At 60.0% G+C, this 16,764-nt stretch carries 12 protein-coding genes; 10 read left to right on the forward strand and 2 right to left on the reverse strand.

What is annotated here, in order from left to right:
• Window positions 1-8: 8 nt before the first annotated feature.
• The 7 genes from pilQ to hemE all read left to right on the forward strand — a co-directional run bounded on the left by pilQ (window position 9) and on the right by hemE (window position 13,027).
• Window positions 9-2,081, forward strand: a complete 2,073-nt coding sequence (pilQ, locus tag CCX46_RS02085; RefSeq protein ID WP_127925530.1) for a type IV pilus secretin PilQ — start codon at window positions 9-11, stop codon at window positions 2,079-2,081.
• A gap of 4 nt (window positions 2,082-2,085) precedes the next feature.
• Window positions 2,086-2,604: a shikimate kinase AroK gene (gene aroK / locus CCX46_RS02090; protein ID WP_045122915.1), complete on the forward strand. Its 519-nt coding sequence runs from the start codon at window positions 2,086-2,088 to the stop codon at window positions 2,602-2,604.
• 152 nt (window positions 2,605-2,756) lie between these two features.
• Window positions 2,757-3,857 (forward strand): 3-dehydroquinate synthase, encoded by a 1,101-nt coding sequence (gene aroB / locus CCX46_RS02095; RefSeq protein WP_127925531.1) that lies wholly within the window; start codon window positions 2,757-2,759, stop codon window positions 3,855-3,857.
• 10 nt (window positions 3,858-3,867) lie between these two features.
• Entirely contained in the window at window positions 3,868-5,460 is a 1,593-nt protein-coding gene (locus tag CCX46_RS02100; RefSeq protein ID WP_127925532.1) for an AAA family ATPase, read from the forward strand.
• A 349-nt stretch (window positions 5,461-5,809) separates the two neighbouring features.
• A complete protein-coding gene (gene gltB / locus CCX46_RS02110) occupies window positions 5,810-10,255 on the forward strand; it encodes a glutamate synthase large subunit (RefSeq protein WP_127925533.1) in 4,446 nt (1,481 codons plus the stop codon).
• A 33-nt stretch (window positions 10,256-10,288) separates the two neighbouring features.
• Window positions 10,289-11,707, forward strand: a complete 1,419-nt coding sequence (locus tag CCX46_RS02115) for an FAD-dependent oxidoreductase (protein WP_007909438.1) — start codon at window positions 10,289-10,291, stop codon at window positions 11,705-11,707.
• Between the two features lie 252 nt (window positions 11,708-11,959).
• On the forward strand, window positions 11,960-13,027 hold the full coding sequence (gene hemE, locus CCX46_RS02125; RefSeq protein ID WP_127925535.1) for a uroporphyrinogen decarboxylase: 1,068 nt from the start codon (window positions 11,960-11,962) through the stop codon (window positions 13,025-13,027).
• 178 nt (window positions 13,028-13,205) lie between these two features.
• Here the strand turns inward: hemE and CCX46_RS02130 are convergent, their stop codons facing one another.
• Entirely contained in the window at window positions 13,206-14,480 is a 1,275-nt protein-coding gene (locus tag CCX46_RS02130; RefSeq protein WP_122599397.1) for an MFS transporter, read from the reverse strand.
• Window positions 14,481-14,598: 118 nt separating this feature from the next.
• Between CCX46_RS02130 and CCX46_RS02135 the strand changes: the two genes are divergently transcribed.
• The gene (locus CCX46_RS02135; RefSeq protein ID WP_016983863.1) at window positions 14,599-15,501 is read left to right on the forward strand and encodes a LysR family transcriptional regulator; all 903 of its coding nucleotides are present in this window, start codon (window positions 14,599-14,601) and stop codon (window positions 15,499-15,501) included.
• Window positions 15,502-15,605: 104 nt separating this feature from the next.
• Here CCX46_RS02135 and CCX46_RS02140 read toward each other — a convergent pair whose 3' ends face one another.
• On the reverse strand, window positions 15,606-16,043 hold the full coding sequence (locus tag CCX46_RS02140; RefSeq protein WP_127925536.1) for an excinuclease: 438 nt from the start codon (window positions 16,041-16,043) through the stop codon (window positions 15,606-15,608).
• 116 nt (window positions 16,044-16,159) lie between these two features.
• Here CCX46_RS02140 and CCX46_RS02145 point away from each other — a divergent pair, with 116 nt between their 5' ends.
• Window positions 16,160-16,465, forward strand: a complete 306-nt coding sequence (locus CCX46_RS02145) for a type II toxin-antitoxin system RelE/ParE family toxin (RefSeq protein ID WP_038360087.1) — start codon at window positions 16,160-16,162, stop codon at window positions 16,463-16,465.
• Window positions 16,462-16,749: an addiction module antidote protein gene (locus CCX46_RS02150; RefSeq protein WP_038360089.1), complete on the forward strand. Its 288-nt coding sequence runs from the start codon at window positions 16,462-16,464 to the stop codon at window positions 16,747-16,749. The genes CCX46_RS02145 and CCX46_RS02150 overlap by 4 nt, the downstream gene beginning before the upstream one ends.
• The last annotated feature ends 15 nt before the right edge of the window (window positions 16,750-16,764 follow it).

Here is a 16,764-nt window from a genome sequence, read left to right on the forward strand (position 1 = left end):
GTCGAACAATGAACAGGATTTTCTCCACCCTCGGTTTTTCGCTATGGATAGCGCTGATGTCGCCGATGGTACTCGCGGCCAATCTGAAGACGCTGGATGTGGCGGCGTTGCCGGGTGATCGCGTCGAGCTGAAGCTGTCGTTCGACGGCCCACCGCCACAGCCCAAGGGCTACACCACCGAATCACCGGCACGCATCGCCCTCGATTTGCCCGGTGTCGCCAGTCAATTGGCCAGCAAGAACCTTGATCTGGGCAGCGGCAATGCACGCACCGCTACGGTGGTCGAGGCCAAGGATCGCACGCGGCTGATCGTCAGTCTCACGCAACTGGCGCCTTACACCACGCGGGTCGCGGGCAACAATCTGTTCGTGGTGGTTGGGCAGGGCGCGCCGGCGGCAGCGCCGCGATCTGCTGTCGTTGCGCCACGCCCTGCGGCTGCAGCGCCGGCCAAGGCAGTTGTGCCGAAAAGCCGGGCTATTCGCGGCGTAGATTTCCAGCGGGGTACGGCAGGTGAAGGCAACGTGGTCATTGACCTCTCCGACCCGACCATCGCTCCGGATATCCAGGAGCATGACGGCAAGATCATCCTCAGCTTTTCCCGCACACAACTCCCGGAAAAGCTGCGGGTACGCCTCGACGTCAAGGATTTCGCCACCCCGGTGCAGTTCGTCAATGCCGGAGTGACCGCTGATCGCACGGTTATTACGGTTGAACCCAGTGGTACTTACGAGTATTCGACTTTCCAGACCGACAACAAACTGACCGTCAGCATCCGCCCGATGACCGTCGATGATCTGCAAAAGCGTAACGCCGATCGTCAGGCTTACGTCGGCGAAAAGCTCTCGCTGAATTTCCAGGACATCGATGTGCGTTCAGTGCTGCAACTGATCGCCGATTTCACCAACCTCAACCTTGTCGCCAGCGACACGGTGCAGGGTGGCATCACCTTGCGCCTGCAGAACGTGCCGTGGGATCAGGCGCTGGATCTGGTGCTGAAAACCAAGGGGCTGGATAAACGCAAGATCGGCAATGTGCTGCTGGTTGCCCCGGCCGATGAAATCGCTGCCCGCGAACGTCAGGAACTGGAGTCGCAGAAACAGATCGCCGAACTGGCACCGCTGCGTCGCGAACTGTTGCAAGTGAACTACGCGAAAGCAGCGGACATCGCCAAGCTGTTCCAGTCGGTGACCAGTGCCGAGGCTAAAATCGACGAGCGCGGTTCGATTACTGTCGATGAGCGGACCAACAACATCATTGCCTATCAGACTCAGGATCGTCTCGACGAACTGCGGCGGATCGTGGCACAGCTGGATATACCGGTACGTCAGGTGATGATCGAGGCGCGGATCGTCGAGGCTAACGTCGATTACGACAAAAGCTTGGGCGTGCGCTGGGGCGGTTCGATCCAGAACAAGGGCAACTGGAACGCCTCCGGGGTCAACGGATCGTCGACCACCATTGGTACTCCCGGCAGCACCAGTACCAACTCGCCGTTCGTCGACATGGGCACCGTCAACAATACTTCAGGAATCGGCATCGCTTTCATCACCGACAACGTCTTGCTCGATCTTGAACTGACGGCCATGGAGAAAACCGGCAACGGCGAAATCGTCTCGCAGCCGAAAGTGGTCACCTCCGACAAGGAGACCGCGAAAATCCTCAAAGGCACCGAGATTCCGTATCAGGAAGCCAGCTCCAGCGGCGCCACGTCGGTGTCGTTCAAGGAGGCCTCGCTGTCGCTGGAAGTCACGCCGCAGATCACCCCCGACAATCGCATCATCATGGAGGTCAAGGTCACCAAGGACGAACCGGATTACCTGAACAAAGTGCAGGATGTACCGCCAATCAAGAAAAACGAGGTCAACGCCAAGGTGCTGGTCAACGACGGCGAAACCATCGTGATTGGGGGCGTTTTCTCAAATACTCAAAGCAAGGTCGTAGATAAGGTGCCATTTCTTGGCGATGTGCCGTATCTTGGCCGCCTTTTCCGGCGTGATGTGGTTTCGGAGAAAAAATCCGAGCTGCTGGTATTTCTCACACCACGTATCATGAATAACCAGGCGATTGCTGTGAGTCGTTGATTCTGTGCGAAATTTGATTCTTGTAGGACCGATGGGCGCTGGCAAAAGCACCATCGGCCGGTTGCTGGCCAAAGAGCTGCGCCTGCCGTTCAAAGATTCCGACAAGGAAATTGAACTGCGCACGGGCGCCAATATCCCGTGGATCTTCGACAAGGAAGGCGAGCCCGGCTTTCGTGACCGTGAGCAGGCGATGATTGCCGAGCTGTGCGCGTTCGACGGCGTGGTGTTGGCGACCGGCGGTGGCGCCGTCATGCGCGATGCCAATCGCAAGGCGCTGTATGAGGGCGGGCGAGTGGTGTATCTGCACGCCTCCGTTGAACAGCAGGTCGGCCGCACGTCGCGCGACCGCAATCGGCCGTTGCTGCGCACCGCCAATCCGGAGAAAACCCTGCGCGACCTGCTGGCGATTCGTGATCCGCTCTATCGGGAAATCGCCGATCTGGTGGTGGAAACCGACGAACGGCCGCCACGCATGGTCGTGCTCGATATTCTCGATCGTCTGGCGCAGCTGCCTCCCCGTTAAAGCATCGCTCGAAATGCGCTATCCTCGGCGTCCTGTCACAGCCCGCCGAGGTTGTGGCGGATGGCGGGCGAGCGGCGTCATACCCGCTATAGGCCGCAGATAACCAATAATTCAGGGCAGGACGCCTGCTTCCATCTTCACTGTGGGGACACATGCAGACACTCAAGGTCGATCTAGGCGAGCGCAGCTACCCGATTCATATTGGCGAAGGTTTGTTGGATCAGCCCGAGCTGCTGGCTCCGCATATCCATGGGCGGCAGGTGGCAATCATCTCCAACGAGACCGTTGCGCCGCTCTATCTCGAACGTCTGACCCGCAGCCTGGCGCAGTTCTCGGTGATCTCCGTGGTGCTGCCGGACGGTGAAGCCTTCAAGAACTGGGAAACCCTGCAACTGATCTTCGACGGTCTGCTGACCGCCCGTCATGACCGCCGCACCACCGTGATCGCCCTCGGCGGCGGTGTGATCGGCGACATGGCCGGTTTCGCCGCTGCCTGCTACCAGCGTGGCGTTGACTTCATCCAGATCCCCACAACGTTGCTGTCCCAGGTCGATTCGTCGGTGGGCGGCAAGACCGGCATCAACCATCCGTTGGGCAAGAACATGGTCGGCGCGTTCTATCAGCCGAACGTCGTGCTGATCGATACCGCGTCCCTGAAAACCCTGCCGGAACGCGAGTTGTCCGCCGGTCTGGCCGAGGTCATCAAGTACGGTCTGATCTGCGACGAACCGTTCCTGACCTGGCTCGAAGACAACGTCGATGCCCTGCGTGCGCTGGATCAGAAAGCCCTGACTTATGCCATCGAGCGCTCCTGCGCAGCCAAGGCTGCGGTGGTCGGCGCCGATGAGAAGGAAACCGGCGTACGCGCCACGCTCAACCTCGGCCACACCTTCGGCCACGCCATCGAGACCCACATGGGCTATGGTGTCTGGTTGCACGGGGAGGCGGTCGCCGCTGGCACGGTGATGGCGCTGGAGATGTCCGCACGCCTGGGCTGGATCAGTGACGCAGAGCGTGATCGCGGCATTCGGCTGTTCCAGCGTGCCGGTCTGCCGGTGGTGCCGCCGACTGAAATGACCGAGGCCGATTTTCTTCAACACATGGCAATCGACAAAAAAGTGATCGACGGTCGTCTGCGCCTGGTGCTGCTGCGCCGGATGGGCGAAGCGGTAGTGACCGACGATTATCCGAAAGAGGTTCTACAGGCCACGCTGGGAGCGGATTACCGCGCCCTGGCTCAGCTTAAAGGTTAATAAGATTCCGATGACTAGTTTGCATGCCGACGAGGCGTTCCTCGGCCATTTCCAGTTAAGTCACGACCCGTTCGCGCCACGCGTACCGGGCTTCAAGTTCTTCCCGGCCCAGCGCAAACCGGTGCTGGGTCAATTGCATCATCTGGCGCGTTACAGCCAGTTGCTGCTGGTGGTCACTGGCCCGCAAGGCAGCGGCAAGACGCTGCTGCGTCAGGCGCTGGTCGCCAGCACCAACAAGCAGTCGGTACAGAGCGTGGTGGTTTCCGCCCGTGGCGCCGGTGATGCCGCTGGCGTGCTGCGCCAGGTGGCGCAGGCTCTGAACGTCGCTCAGGCCGAGGTTGGCGCGATTCTGGAACAAGTGGTGCAACTCGCGCTGACCGGTCAGGAAGTCTATCTGCTGGTGGACGACGCCGAGCAGCTCGATGAATCCGCCCTCGAAGCGCTGATGGCGTTGGGTGCCGGCGCACCGGAAGGTCGCCCGCACGTGTTCCTGTTCGGTGAGTCGTCGCTGATCGCGCAGCTTGAGGCTTTGCACCTTGAGGAAGAGCGCTTCCACGTCATCGAATTGCAGCCGTACACCGAAGAAGAGACCCGCGAATATCTCGACCAGCGGCTTGAAGGCGCAGGCCGGGGTGTCGAACTTTTCACCGCAGATCAGATCTCTGATATTCACGAAAGCGCCGAGGGTTGGCCGGGCAACATCAACCAGGTCGCTCGCGATGCTCTGATCGAAGTCATGATTGCCAGCCGCTCTGCGGTCAAGCGTCCAAGTATGGGGTTCAACATGCCGAAGAAACACGTATTGGCGATTTCCGCCGTCGTTGTGGTCGCGGTCGCTGCCGCCTGGCTGATGCCGGGTCGCAACAAGGCGCCGACTACCGGTGCACCGGCCAATGAACAGGCACAGTTGCCGTTGGGCCAGGGCGCAGCCAATGGCGGCGCACCGAACGTCGAGTTCGCTGGTAATACACAGCCGATGCCGCTGCCGCTGGTCGGCAACTCGCAACCGGTGATGCGCGGTCCGTTGGCCGAAGCGGCCGGTGGCATTACCGAAGGCGACGATGGCGTGCCGCTGGAAGGTTCCAGCGATACGCCGCCGACCGTTACTACTTCCGCACCGCCTGCGGGCGTTCCGGCCGGCCCTGCGCCGACACCGGTTCCGTTGCCTGCCGCCAAGCCGACCCCGGCGCCGACGCAAGTCGCCACCGCCAAGCCTGCTCCGGCAGCGCCTGCAGCGAAATCGGTTCCGGCACCGGCCAAGCCAGTCGCTGCAGCCAAACCGGCCGAGAAGCCGGTGACCGTTGCCAAAGCCGCCGGTGGCAGCTGGTATGCCGGTCAGCCGACCGGCAACTATGTGGTGCAGATCCTTGGCACCAGTTCGGAATCCGCCGCGCAAAACTTCGTCAAAGAGCAGGGCGGCGAGTACCGTTATTTCAAGAAAGTCCTCAACGGCAAACCGCTTTACGTGATCACCTATGGCAACTTTGCCAATCGTGATGCGGCCGTTTCTGCCATCAAGGCCTTGCCAGCGAAGGTTCAGGCTGGTAAACCTTGGCCTCGCACTGTCGCCAGCGTCCAACAGGAACTGGCAACAACTCGCTGAAGATTCGGCGGCCTTACCCAGGCCGCCTCTCCAAGCACCTCAAAATTTCTACGAGTGCGCGCTTCCTTCCAGGTCGCGTGCCTTGTGGTGTCTGCGTCACAGTAGTCTTTGAGTCGTTGCGGTCAAAATTAAAAAAGTTTTGACTAGCACAGCAGATCGCTTTAAACCTTTCACAAATGCGACATGAATTTGCGACATTTCGTCGTCAAATTTGTGAGCCTCTGTGTCGCTGTGTACAATGACCACCCTTTTGCCCCTGCTAAGCTGGCGTACGTTCGGCGCGGGATGCAAGTGGTTGAATTGAAAAGAAATTTGCCTCGAAAAGAGGCAGCCTGGTGAGAAAGTGTCTATGAAAGCAGGTCTGTACCAACCAGATGAATTCAAGGATAACTGCGGTTTCGGCCTGATAGCCCATATGCAGGGCGAGCCCAGTCATACCCTTTTGCAAACGGCCATTGAGGCCCTGACCTGCATGACCCACCGCGGTGGGATTAATGCCGACGGCAAGACCGGTGACGGTTGCGGTCTGCTGATTCAGAAGCCTGACGCGTTCCTGCGAGCCATTGCCCAGGAAACCTTCAGCGTCGAATTGCCCAAGCAATATGCGGTGGGCATGGTTTTCTTCAACCAGGATCCGGTCAAGGCCGAAGCCGCTCGCGAGAACATGAACCGCGAGATCCTCGCTGAAGGCCTGCAACTGATCGGCTGGCGCAAAGTGCCGATCGACACCAGCGTCCTCGGCCGCCTGGCCCTTGAGCGCCTGCCGCAGATCGAGCAGGTGTACATCGGTGGCGAAGGCCTGAGCGATCAGGACATGGCCGTGAAGCTGTTCAGTGCGCGTCGTCGTTCGTCGGTGGCCAATGCCGTCGACTCCGATCACTACATCTGCAGCTTTTCGCACAAGACCATCATCTATAAAGGCCTGATGATGCCGGCCGACCTGGCCGCGTTTTATCCAGACCTGAGCGACGAGCGCCTGCAAACCGCGATCTGCGTGTTCCACCAGCGCTTTTCCACCAACACCCTGCCGAAATGGCCGCTGGCGCAGCCGTTCCGCTTCCTCGCCCACAACGGCGAGATCAACACCATCACCGGTAACCGTAACTGGGCGCAGGCCCGTCGGACCAAGTTCAGCAATGATCTGATGGATCTGGAAGAACTCGGCCCGCTGGTCAACCGTGTCGGTTCCGACTCTTCGAGCATGGACAACATGCTCGAGCTGATGGTCACCGGCGGCATCGACCTGTTCCGTGGCGTGCGGATGATCATTCCGCCGGCGTGGCAGAACGTCGAAACCATGGACCCGGATCTGCGTGCGTTCTACGAGTACAACTCGATGCACATGGAGCCGTGGGACGGCCCGGCTGGCGTAGTAATGACCGACGGTCGTTACGCGGTGTGCCTGCTCGACCGTAACGGTCTGCGTCCGGCGCGTTGGGTCACCACCACCAACGGTTTCATCACCCTCGCGTCGGAAATCGGCGTGTGGGATTACAAGCCTGAAGACGTGATTGCCAAGGGCCGTGTCGGCCCTGGCCAGATCTTCGCGGTGGACACCGAAACCGGGCAGATCCTCGACACCGATGCGATCGACAACCGCCTGAAGTCCCGTCATCCGTACAAGCAATGGCTGCGCAAGAATGCCCTGCGCATTCAGGCGACCATGGAAGACAACGACCACGGTTCGGCGTTTTACGACGTCGATCAGCTCAAGCAATACATGAAGATGTATCAGGTCACGTTCGAAGAGCGTGATCAGGTCCTGCGTCCGCTCGGCGAACAAGGCTACGAAGCCGTGGGCTCGATGGGCGACGACACGCCGATGGCCGTGCTGTCGCAGCGCGTGCGCACGCCGTACGACTATTTCCGTCAGCAGTTCGCGCAGGTCACCAACCCGCCGATCGACCCGCTGCGTGAAGCCATCGTGATGTCGCTGGAAATCTGCCTCGGTGCCGAGCGCAACATTTTCCAGGAGTCGCCGGAACACGCTTCGCGCGTGATCCTCAGCTCGCCGGTCATTTCCCCGGCCAAGTGGCGCTCGCTGATGAACCTCGACCGCCCGGGTTTCGAACGGGCGATCATCGACCTCAACTACGACGAAAGCGTCGGCCTCGAAGCGGCGATCCGCAACGTCGCCGATCAGGCTGAAGAAGCCGTGCGCGCCGGTCGTACCCAGATCGTCCTGAGCGACCGTCATATCGCCCCAGGCAAACTGCCGATCCACGCATCCCTGGCGACCGGTGCCGTGCACCACCGCCTGACCGAAAAAGGCCTGCGTTGCGACTCCAACATCCTCGTTGAAACTGCTACTGCTCGCGATCCACATCACTTCGCGGTGCTGATCGGTTTCGGTGCCTCGGCGGTGTATCCGTTCCTGGCCTACGAAGTGCTGGGCGACCTGATCCGCACCGGTGAAGTGCTGGGCGACCTCTACGAGGTGTTCAAGAACTACCGCAAAGGCATCACCAAAGGTCTGCTGAAAATTCTGTCGAAGATGGGCATTTCGACCATCGCGTCGTACCGTGGCGCGCAGCTGTTCGAAGCCATCGGTCTGTCCGAAGAAGTGTGCGACCTGAGCTTCCGTGGCGTGCCGAGCCGCATCAAGGGTGCGCGTTTCGTCGACATCGAAGCCGAGCAGAAAGCACTCGCCACTGAAGCCTGGAGTCCGCGCAAGCCGATCCAGCAGGGCGGTTTGCTGAAGTTCGTCCACGGTGGCGAATATCACGCCTACAACCCGGACGTGGTCAACACCCTGCAAGCCGCTGTGCAGCAGGGCGACTACGCCAAGTTCAAGGAATACACCTCGCTGGTGGACAACCGTCCGGTGTCGATGATCCGCGATCTGTTCAAGGTCAAGACACTCGACACGCCGCTGGACATCAGTGAAATCGAACCGCTGGAATCGGTGCTCAAGCGCTTTGACTCCGCCGGTATCTCGCTGGGCGCACTGTCGCCGGAAGCTCACGAAGCCCTGGCCGAAGCCATGAACCGCCTCGGTGCGCGTTCGAACTCCGGCGAAGGTGGTGAAGACCCGGCGCGTTACGGCACCATCAAGAGTTCGAAAATCAAGCAGGTTGCCACTGGCCGTTTCGGTGTAACCCCGGAATACCTGGTCAATGCCGAAGTGCTGCAGATCAAGGTCGCGCAGGGCGCCAAGCCGGGCGAGGGCGGGCAACTGCCGGGTGGTAAAGTCAACGGTTTGATCGCCAAGCTGCGTTACGCAGTGCCGGGCGTGACCCTGATTTCGCCACCGCCGCACCACGACATCTACTCGATCGAAGACTTGTCGCAGCTGATTTTCGACCTCAAGCAGGTCAATCCGAAGGCACTGGTTTCGGTCAAATTGGTAGCTGAAGCGGGCGTCGGCACCATCGCCGCCGGTGTGGCCAAGGCCTATGCGGATTTGATCACCATCTCCGGCTACGACGGTGGCACCGGTGCTTCGCCGCTGACCTCGATCAAATACGCGGGCGCACCGTGGGAACTCGGCCTCGCCGAAACCCACCAGACCCTGCGCGGCAACGACCTGCGCGGCAAAGTCCGGGTGCAGACCGACGGCGGCCTGAAAACCGGCCTCGACGTGATCAAGGCAGCCATTCTCGGCGCCGAAAGCTTCGGCTTCGGCACCGCGCCAATGATCGCGCTGGGCTGCAAATACCTGCGTATCTGCCACTTGAACAACTGCGCCACTGGCGTTGCGACTCAGAACGAGAAGCTGCGCAAGGATCACTACATCGGTACCGTCGACATGGTGGTGAACTTCTTCACCTATGTCGCCGAAGAAACCCGTGAGTGGCTGGCCAAGCTGGGCGTACGCTCCCTCGAAGAGCTGATCGGTCGTACCGATCTGCTGGAAATCCTCGAAGGCCAGACCGCCAAGCAAAACCATCTGGACCTGACGCCGCTGTTGGGCAGCGATCACATCCCGGCGGACAAGCCACAGTTCTGCGGTGTTGAGCGCAACCCGCCGTTCGACCAAGGCCTGCTGGCCGAGAAAATGGTCGAGATGGCGTCGTCGGCGATCAACGACATGAGTGGCGCCGAGTTCGACTTGGACATCTGCAACTGCGACCGTTCGATCGGCGCGCGGATCTCCGGCGAAATCGCCCGCAAGCACGGCAACCAAGGGATGGCGAAAGCGCCGATCACCTTCCGCTTCAAAGGCACTGCCGGGCAGAGCTTCGGCGTGTGGAACGCCGGCGGTCTGAACATGTACCTGGAAGGCGATGCCAACGACTACGTCGGCAAAGGCATGACCGGTGGCAAGCTGACCATCGTGCCGCCGAAGGGCAGCGTTTATAAGACTCAGGAAAGCGCCATCATCGGCAACACCTGCCTGTATGGCGCAACTGGCGGCAAGCTGTTCGCCGCTGGCACCGCAGGCGAGCGTTTCGCCGTGCGTAACTCCGGTGCCCACACGGTTGTGGAAGGCACTGGCGATCACTGCTGTGAGTACATGACCGGTGGTTTTGTCTGCGTTCTGGGCAAGACCGGTTACAACTTCGGCTCTGGCATGACCGGTGGTTTCGCCTACGTGCTCGATCAGGACAACACCTTCGTTGACCGGGTCAACCACGAACTGGTGGAAATCCAGCGGATCAGCGGCGAGGCGATGGAAGCCTATCGCAGCCACCTGCAAAACGTGCTGAACGAGTACGTCGCGGAAACCGACAGCGAGTGGGGTCGTGAACTCGCCGAAAACCTCGATGACTACTTGCGCCGTTTCTGGCTGGTCAAGCCTAAGGCTGCCAACCTGAAATCGTTGCTTTCCAGCACTCGTGCCAACCCGCAGTGATATGCGCCTGAAGAGTTTGATGAGGTTTTAACAATGGCTGAACGTCTGAATAACGACTTCCAGTTCATCGATGTCGGGCGCAAAGATCCGAAGAAGAAACTGTTGCGTCAACGCAAGAAAGAGTTCGTCGAAATCTACGAACCGTTCAAACCCCAGCAGTCGGCCGACCAGGCCCACCGCTGCCTGGGTTGCGGCAACCCGTATTGCGAATGGAAGTGCCCGGTGCACAACTTCATTCCCAACTGGCTGAAGCTGGTGGCCGAAGGCAACATCCTTCAGGCCGCCGAGCTGTCGCACCAGACCAACACCCTGCCGGAAGTCTGCGGTCGGGTATGTCCGCAGGATCGTCTGTGTGAGGGTGCCTGCACCCTTAACGACGGTTTCGGCGCGGTGACCATCGGTTCGGTCGAGAAGTACATCACCGACACCGCGTTCGCCATGGGCTGGCGCCCGGACATGTCCAAGGTCAAACCGACCGGCAAACGTGTCGCGATCATCGGCGCGGGCCCGGCGGGTCTGGGTTGTGCCGACGTGCTGGTACGCGGCGGCGTGACTCCGGTGGTGTTCGACAAGAACCCGGAAATCGGTGGCTTGCTGACCTTCGGCATCCCCGAGTTCAAGCTGGAAAAGACCGTGCTGAGCAATCGTCGCGAAGTCTTCACCGGCATGGGCATCGAATTCCGTCTGAATACCGAAGTCGGCAAAGACGTGACCATGGAGCAACTGCTCGCTGAATACGATGCCGTGTTCATGGGCATGGGCACCTACACCTACATGAAGGGCGGTTTTGCCGGTGAGGACCTGCCGGGCGTGTATGACGCGCTGGACTTCCTGATCGCCAACGTCAATCGCAACCTGGGCTTTGAAAAGTCGCCGGAAGATTTCGTCGACATGAAAGGCAAAAAGGTTGTGGTTCTCGGCGGCGGCGACACGGCGATGGACTGCAACCGCACGTCGATCCGTCAGGGCGCCAAGTCGGTGACCTGCGCGTATCGTCGTGACGAAGCGAACATGCCCGGCTCGCGCAAAGAGGTGAAGAACGCCAAGGAAGAAGGCGTGAAATTCCTCTATAACCGCCAGCCGATCGCCATCGTCGGCGAAGACAAGGTTGAAGGCGTCAAAGTGGTCGAGACCCGTCTCGGCGAACCGGACGCCCGTGGCCGTCGCAGCCCTGAGCCGATCCCGGGTTCCGAAGAGATCATCCCGGCCGACGCCGTGGTCATCGCTTTCGGTTTCCGCCCGAGCCCGGCGCCGTGGTTCGAACAGTTCGAGATCCAGACCGACAGCCAGGGCCGCGTCGTTGCGCCTGAGCAAGGTCAGTACAAGCACCAGACCAGCAACCCGAAAATCTTCGCCGGTGGCGACATGGTGCGCGGTTCCGACCTGGTGGTGACGGCAATCTTCGAAGGCCGCAATGCCGCCGAAGGGATCCTCGATTACCTGGGCGTCTAAACCCGGCTCCTGAGCCAAGCGCAATAAACTTGTGGGAGCGAGCCTGCTCGCGAAAGCGGTCTGTCAGCCAACTTAAATGTTGGATGTGCCGACCTCTTCGCGAGCAGGCTCGCTCCCACAGTTGTTTCTCGGTGTTGCTGATAGCGCATTCCAACGCAATAAATTGACCCGATAGACAAAAGGCTGACCTGCATCCGTGCCTTTTGCGTCGCGCTCTGAGAAAATGCCCGCACTTTTTTTCCGGATGCCGACATGACTGCCCTGAAGAACGACCGTTTCCTCCGCGCCCTGCTCAAGCAACCCGTTGACGTCACCCCGGTGTGGATGATGCGCCAGGCCGGCCGCTACCTGCCGGAATACCGCGCCAGCCGCGCCCAGGCCGGAGATTTCATGAGCCTGTGCATGAATCCGGAATTCGCCTGCGAAGTCACGATGCAACCGCTCGACCGCTACCCACAACTGGACGCGGCGATCCTGTTTTCCGACATCCTCACCATCCCCGATGCCATGGGCCAAGGCCTGTACTTCGAGACCGGTGAAGGTCCGCGCTTCAAGAAAGTCGTCAGCACGCTGGCCGATATCGAAGCCCTGCCGATCCCGGATCCGCACAAAGACCTTGGCTACGTCATGGACGCGGTCAGCACCATCCGTCGCGAGCTGAACGGTCGTGTGCCGTTGATCGGTTTCTCTGGCAGCCCGTGGACCCTGGCAACCTACATGGTCGAAGGCGGCTCGTCGAAAGACTTCCGCAAGACCAAAGCGATGCTCTACGACAACCCGCAGGCCATGCACCTGCTGCTGGATAAACTGGCGCAGTCGGTGACCTCGTACCTCAACGGCCAGATCATGGCCGGTGCGCAAGCGGTGCAGATCTTCGATACCTGGGGCGGCAACCTGTCGGCGGCGGCGTATCAGGAGTTCTCGCTGGCCTACATGAAGAAAATCGTCAGCGGCCTGATCCGCGAGCACGACGGCCGCAAAGTGCCGGTGATCATCTTCACCAAAAACGGCGGCCTGTGGCTGGAAAGCATCGCCGAGGCTGGCGCCGACGCACTGGGCCTGGACTGGACCTGCGACATCGGTAACGCCCGCGCCCGCGTTGGCGACAAGGTTGCGCTGCAAGGCAACATGGACCCGACCGTGCTGTACGCCAAACCGGAAGCGATCCGCACCGAAGTCGGGCGCATTCTGGCCAGTTATGGCAAGGGCAGCGGTCACGTGTTCAACCTTGGCCATGGCATCACGCCTGAGGTTGATCCGGAGCATGCCGGTGCGTTCTTGCGTGCGGTGCATGAGCTGTCGGCGCAGTATCACGAGTGATCGCCACACCATAAAAAACGCCCGGCTAAATGCCGGGCGTTTTTATTTGCACGATCCTACGTCGGACGCAGACCAATTGTAGGAGTGAGCCTGCTCGCGATAGCGGTGAGTCAGTCGCCCAATATGTTGGCTGACACACCGCTATCGCGAGCAGGCTCACTCCTACATGGGTTACGCGTCAGGCCTTTACACCCTGCAATGGCGGCAACTTCGCCAGCTTCAACGCCACCAGCAGCGCGATCAGCAACAGCGCGCCAATAAACAAGCCGATGCCATTCCACCCGCCAAGATGCCAGAACACCCCGCCCGCCGTGCCGGCAATGCTCGACCCGGCGTAATAACTGAACAGGTACAACGACGACGCCTGTCCCTTGGCCTTGGTCGCGCGACGGCCGATCCAGCTGCTCGCCACCGAATGCGCGCCAAAGAAGCCAAAGGTGAAGATCAACATGCCGACAATCACCAGCAGCAGCGGCGTAAACATGGTCAAGGCAAGACCGGCAAACATCAGCGCAATGGTCGCCCACAGCACCTTGCGCCGCCCCAGTTTGTCCGCCAGCGAACCGATCTTCGCCGAGCTGTAAATCCCCGACAGATACACCACCGACAGCAAACCGACGAACACCTGATCGAGGTTGTACGGCGCGGCCAGCAAGCGATAACCGATGTAGTTGAACAGCGTGACGAACGCGCCCATCAACAGAAATGCTTCAAGAAACAGCAACGGCAGACCGGCATCGCGAAAGTGCATGGTGAAGCCGTCGAGCAAGCTGCGCGGGTGCAGCGAGCGTGAGCGGAAGTTGCGCGATTCGGGGAGGATCTTCCAGAACACCGCGGCGGCGATCATCGCCAGACCGCCAATCACCAGCATCGCCGTGTGCCAACTTACGAAGTCGATCAGCACGCCGGTGATCAAACGCCCGCTCATGCCGCCAATCGCGTTGCCACCGATGTACAAACCCATCGCCAGACCAATGTGTTGAGGGTGAATTTCTTCGCTCAGATAGGTCATTGCCACCGCTGCCAGCCCACTCAACGACAGCCCGATCAGCGCGCGCATGATCAGCACACCTTCCCAGCTCGGCATCATTGCGCTGGCCATGGTGCACAGCGCCGCTGCGAACAGCGCAGTCACCATCACCGGTTTGCGCCCGACCCGATCAGAGATCGGTCCGGTGATCAGCAGGCCGATGGCGAGCATGCCGGTCGCCACCGAGAGGATCAGGCTGCTCTGCGCCGCATTGATCCCGTACTCGTGGGACAGCAGCGGCATCATCGGCTGCACGCAATACAGCAGGGCAAACGTCGCGAAGCCGCCGCTGAACAGCGCCAGCACCGTGCGCATGAACATCGGCGTGCCTTTTTCGATGTAGATCTCTTGCAGCTCGGCGACGACATCGTCCGCCGCAGCAGGCGGGACTTCATGGGCTAGGGGCGCGACAGCAGTTTTCACTTCAGACCTCGGAGGGCACGGCCAGGCAGGCAATGAAAAAATCATATAGCTGGCTAATGTTTCTATCCAATATATTGTTCGACCTGTTTGATAGCTTTAACGACCTAATGGGGTTTCCATGGAATTGCGTCATCTGCGCTACTTCATCGCCGTCGCCGAAGAGCTGCATTTTGGCCGCGCCGCACAAGTGCTGGGGATTTCTCAGCCACCGCTGAGCCAGCAGATTCAGGCGCTGGAGCAAGAGGTTGGCGCGCGGCTGTTCGAACGCACCAATCGTCGTGTCGAGCTGAGTGAGGCGGGGCGATTGTTTCTGGAGGAGGCGCGGCTGGTGCTGGCGCAGGTCGACAAAGCAGCGGATGTTGCCAGGCGTGCGCAGCTCGGTGAATTGGGCGAGTTGAAGATTGGCTTCACTTCGTCGGCACCGTTCAACTCGACCATTCCGCAGGCGATCTTTTCCTTTCGCCAGCGTTTTCCGGCGGTGCACCTCAACCTTCGCGAGATGAGTAGCACGCAAGTCGCCGAGGGCCTGGTGGATGAGTCGATCGAGGTTGGCATCATGCGCCCGCTGGGTTTGCCCGATTCGCTGAGTGTGGTGGAGTTGATGCGAGAGCCGCTGGTCGCCGTGCTCGGTTCCAAGCATCCACTGGCGCAGGGGTCGGAGGAGGGCTTGTTCCTATCGGCGCTGGCGCTGGAGCCGTTCGTGTTCTTTCCGCGCAGCTACGGCAGCGGGCTGTATGCCCAACTGCTGAGTCTGGCGCGCGATGCCGGGTTCAGCCCGCACTTCGCCCAAGAGGCGGGAGAGGCGATGACCATCATTGGTCTGGTCGCAGCGGGGCTTGGAGTTTCGGTACTGCCGGCGTCTTATCAGAGGATGCGCATCGACGGCGTGGTCTATCGCCCGTTGCTCGATCCGGAGGCGGTGTCGGCGGTGTGGCTGGTGCAGCGCAAGGATCAGAAATCGCCGATGGCCAAGGCGTTTGTCGACCTTCTTACGCGCAAGGTTGAACCTTCAAAGGCCTGATTGCTGCGCAATCAAATCGCGAGCAGGCTCGCTCCCACAGGGGAACGCATTCCAAGGTGGGAGCGAGCCTGCTCGCGAAGGCGTCGGCCCAAACATCTCCGACTTCAGGGCAACCGCACCAAATCCCCCCTCAACGCCACCCGCGTGACAAAAATCCCCGCCCGGCACTCGTACGTATTCAAATCCTTGCGCACATGCTGGTCGTAATAGCTGACGATATTGACCACCGCATTCGCCCCGACCCGCTTGGCATCGGCCTGCAACTTGATCAGATTCGACTGCAACACCCACTCGCAGGAGTTGTGGTCACTCTTGTTGAAGCCGTTGGTCTTCAAATCACTGACCACCCCTCGGCGCAGCAACTGCTGCGTGCCCTGCGGCCCATTACCGAGCAGATAGAACTTCACACTGCCATCCAGCCGCCCGGCGCGAAGCGCATCCGACAGCACGGTTTCGAAGGGCATGTACATGAGGTTGGTAGCGTGGCTGGCGCTGGGCTGTAGCGCGAAAAGTGCGACGGCGATCAGGGCTTTCACTTGCATGGTCATCTCCTTGACGTAGCGATGAACATTCGCTGATTCAAAGAGTGTAGACACCGTACATCTGCTACAGAGAAAACAGTGTGGAGTATGTGTAGCTCAAAGGCTACACTTCGGCGATGACTGAGATTCTTCGAAGTTCCACATTTTCCAGCTGGCTTTTAAAGTTGGCTGATAGTCGCGCCAGGATGCGTATTCAGGTGCGAATTGATCGTATGGCTGACGGAAATTTTGGCGATGTCAAAGCTATCGGTGAAGGGCTCAGCGAAGTCAGAATTGACTATGGCCCCGGATATCGAGTCTATTTCATGCAACAAGGTCGGCAAGTGGTCATCCTCCTTTGCGGCGGAGACAAGAGCAGCCAACCCCGAGACATCAAGCAAGCCAGGCTCATCGCGGAGTCCTGGCAGGAGCAAAACCCATGACCGAAAAATTCACTCGTTGGGACTCAGCCGAGTACCTCAAGACAGAAGAGGACATGGCTAACTATCTGGACGCCTGCATGGAGGAGGCTGGAGATGACCCGGCTTTTATCGCCAAGGCACTTGGCACCATAGCGAGAGCGCGAGGCATGACTCAGGTCGCACGTGACGCAGGGTTGTCCCGAGAGAGCCTCTACCGCGCACTATCAGGTGAAGGAAACCCCGAGTTCGGAACAATCCTGAAAGTGGTGAAGGCGTTAGGATTGAAGTTACACGCCAGTACTTGATCCGGGCTGAATGAC

It is taken from the genome of Pseudomonas sp. RU47, assembly GCF_004011755.1.
GTDB lineage: Bacteria > Pseudomonadota > Gammaproteobacteria > Pseudomonadales > Pseudomonadaceae > Aquipseudomonas.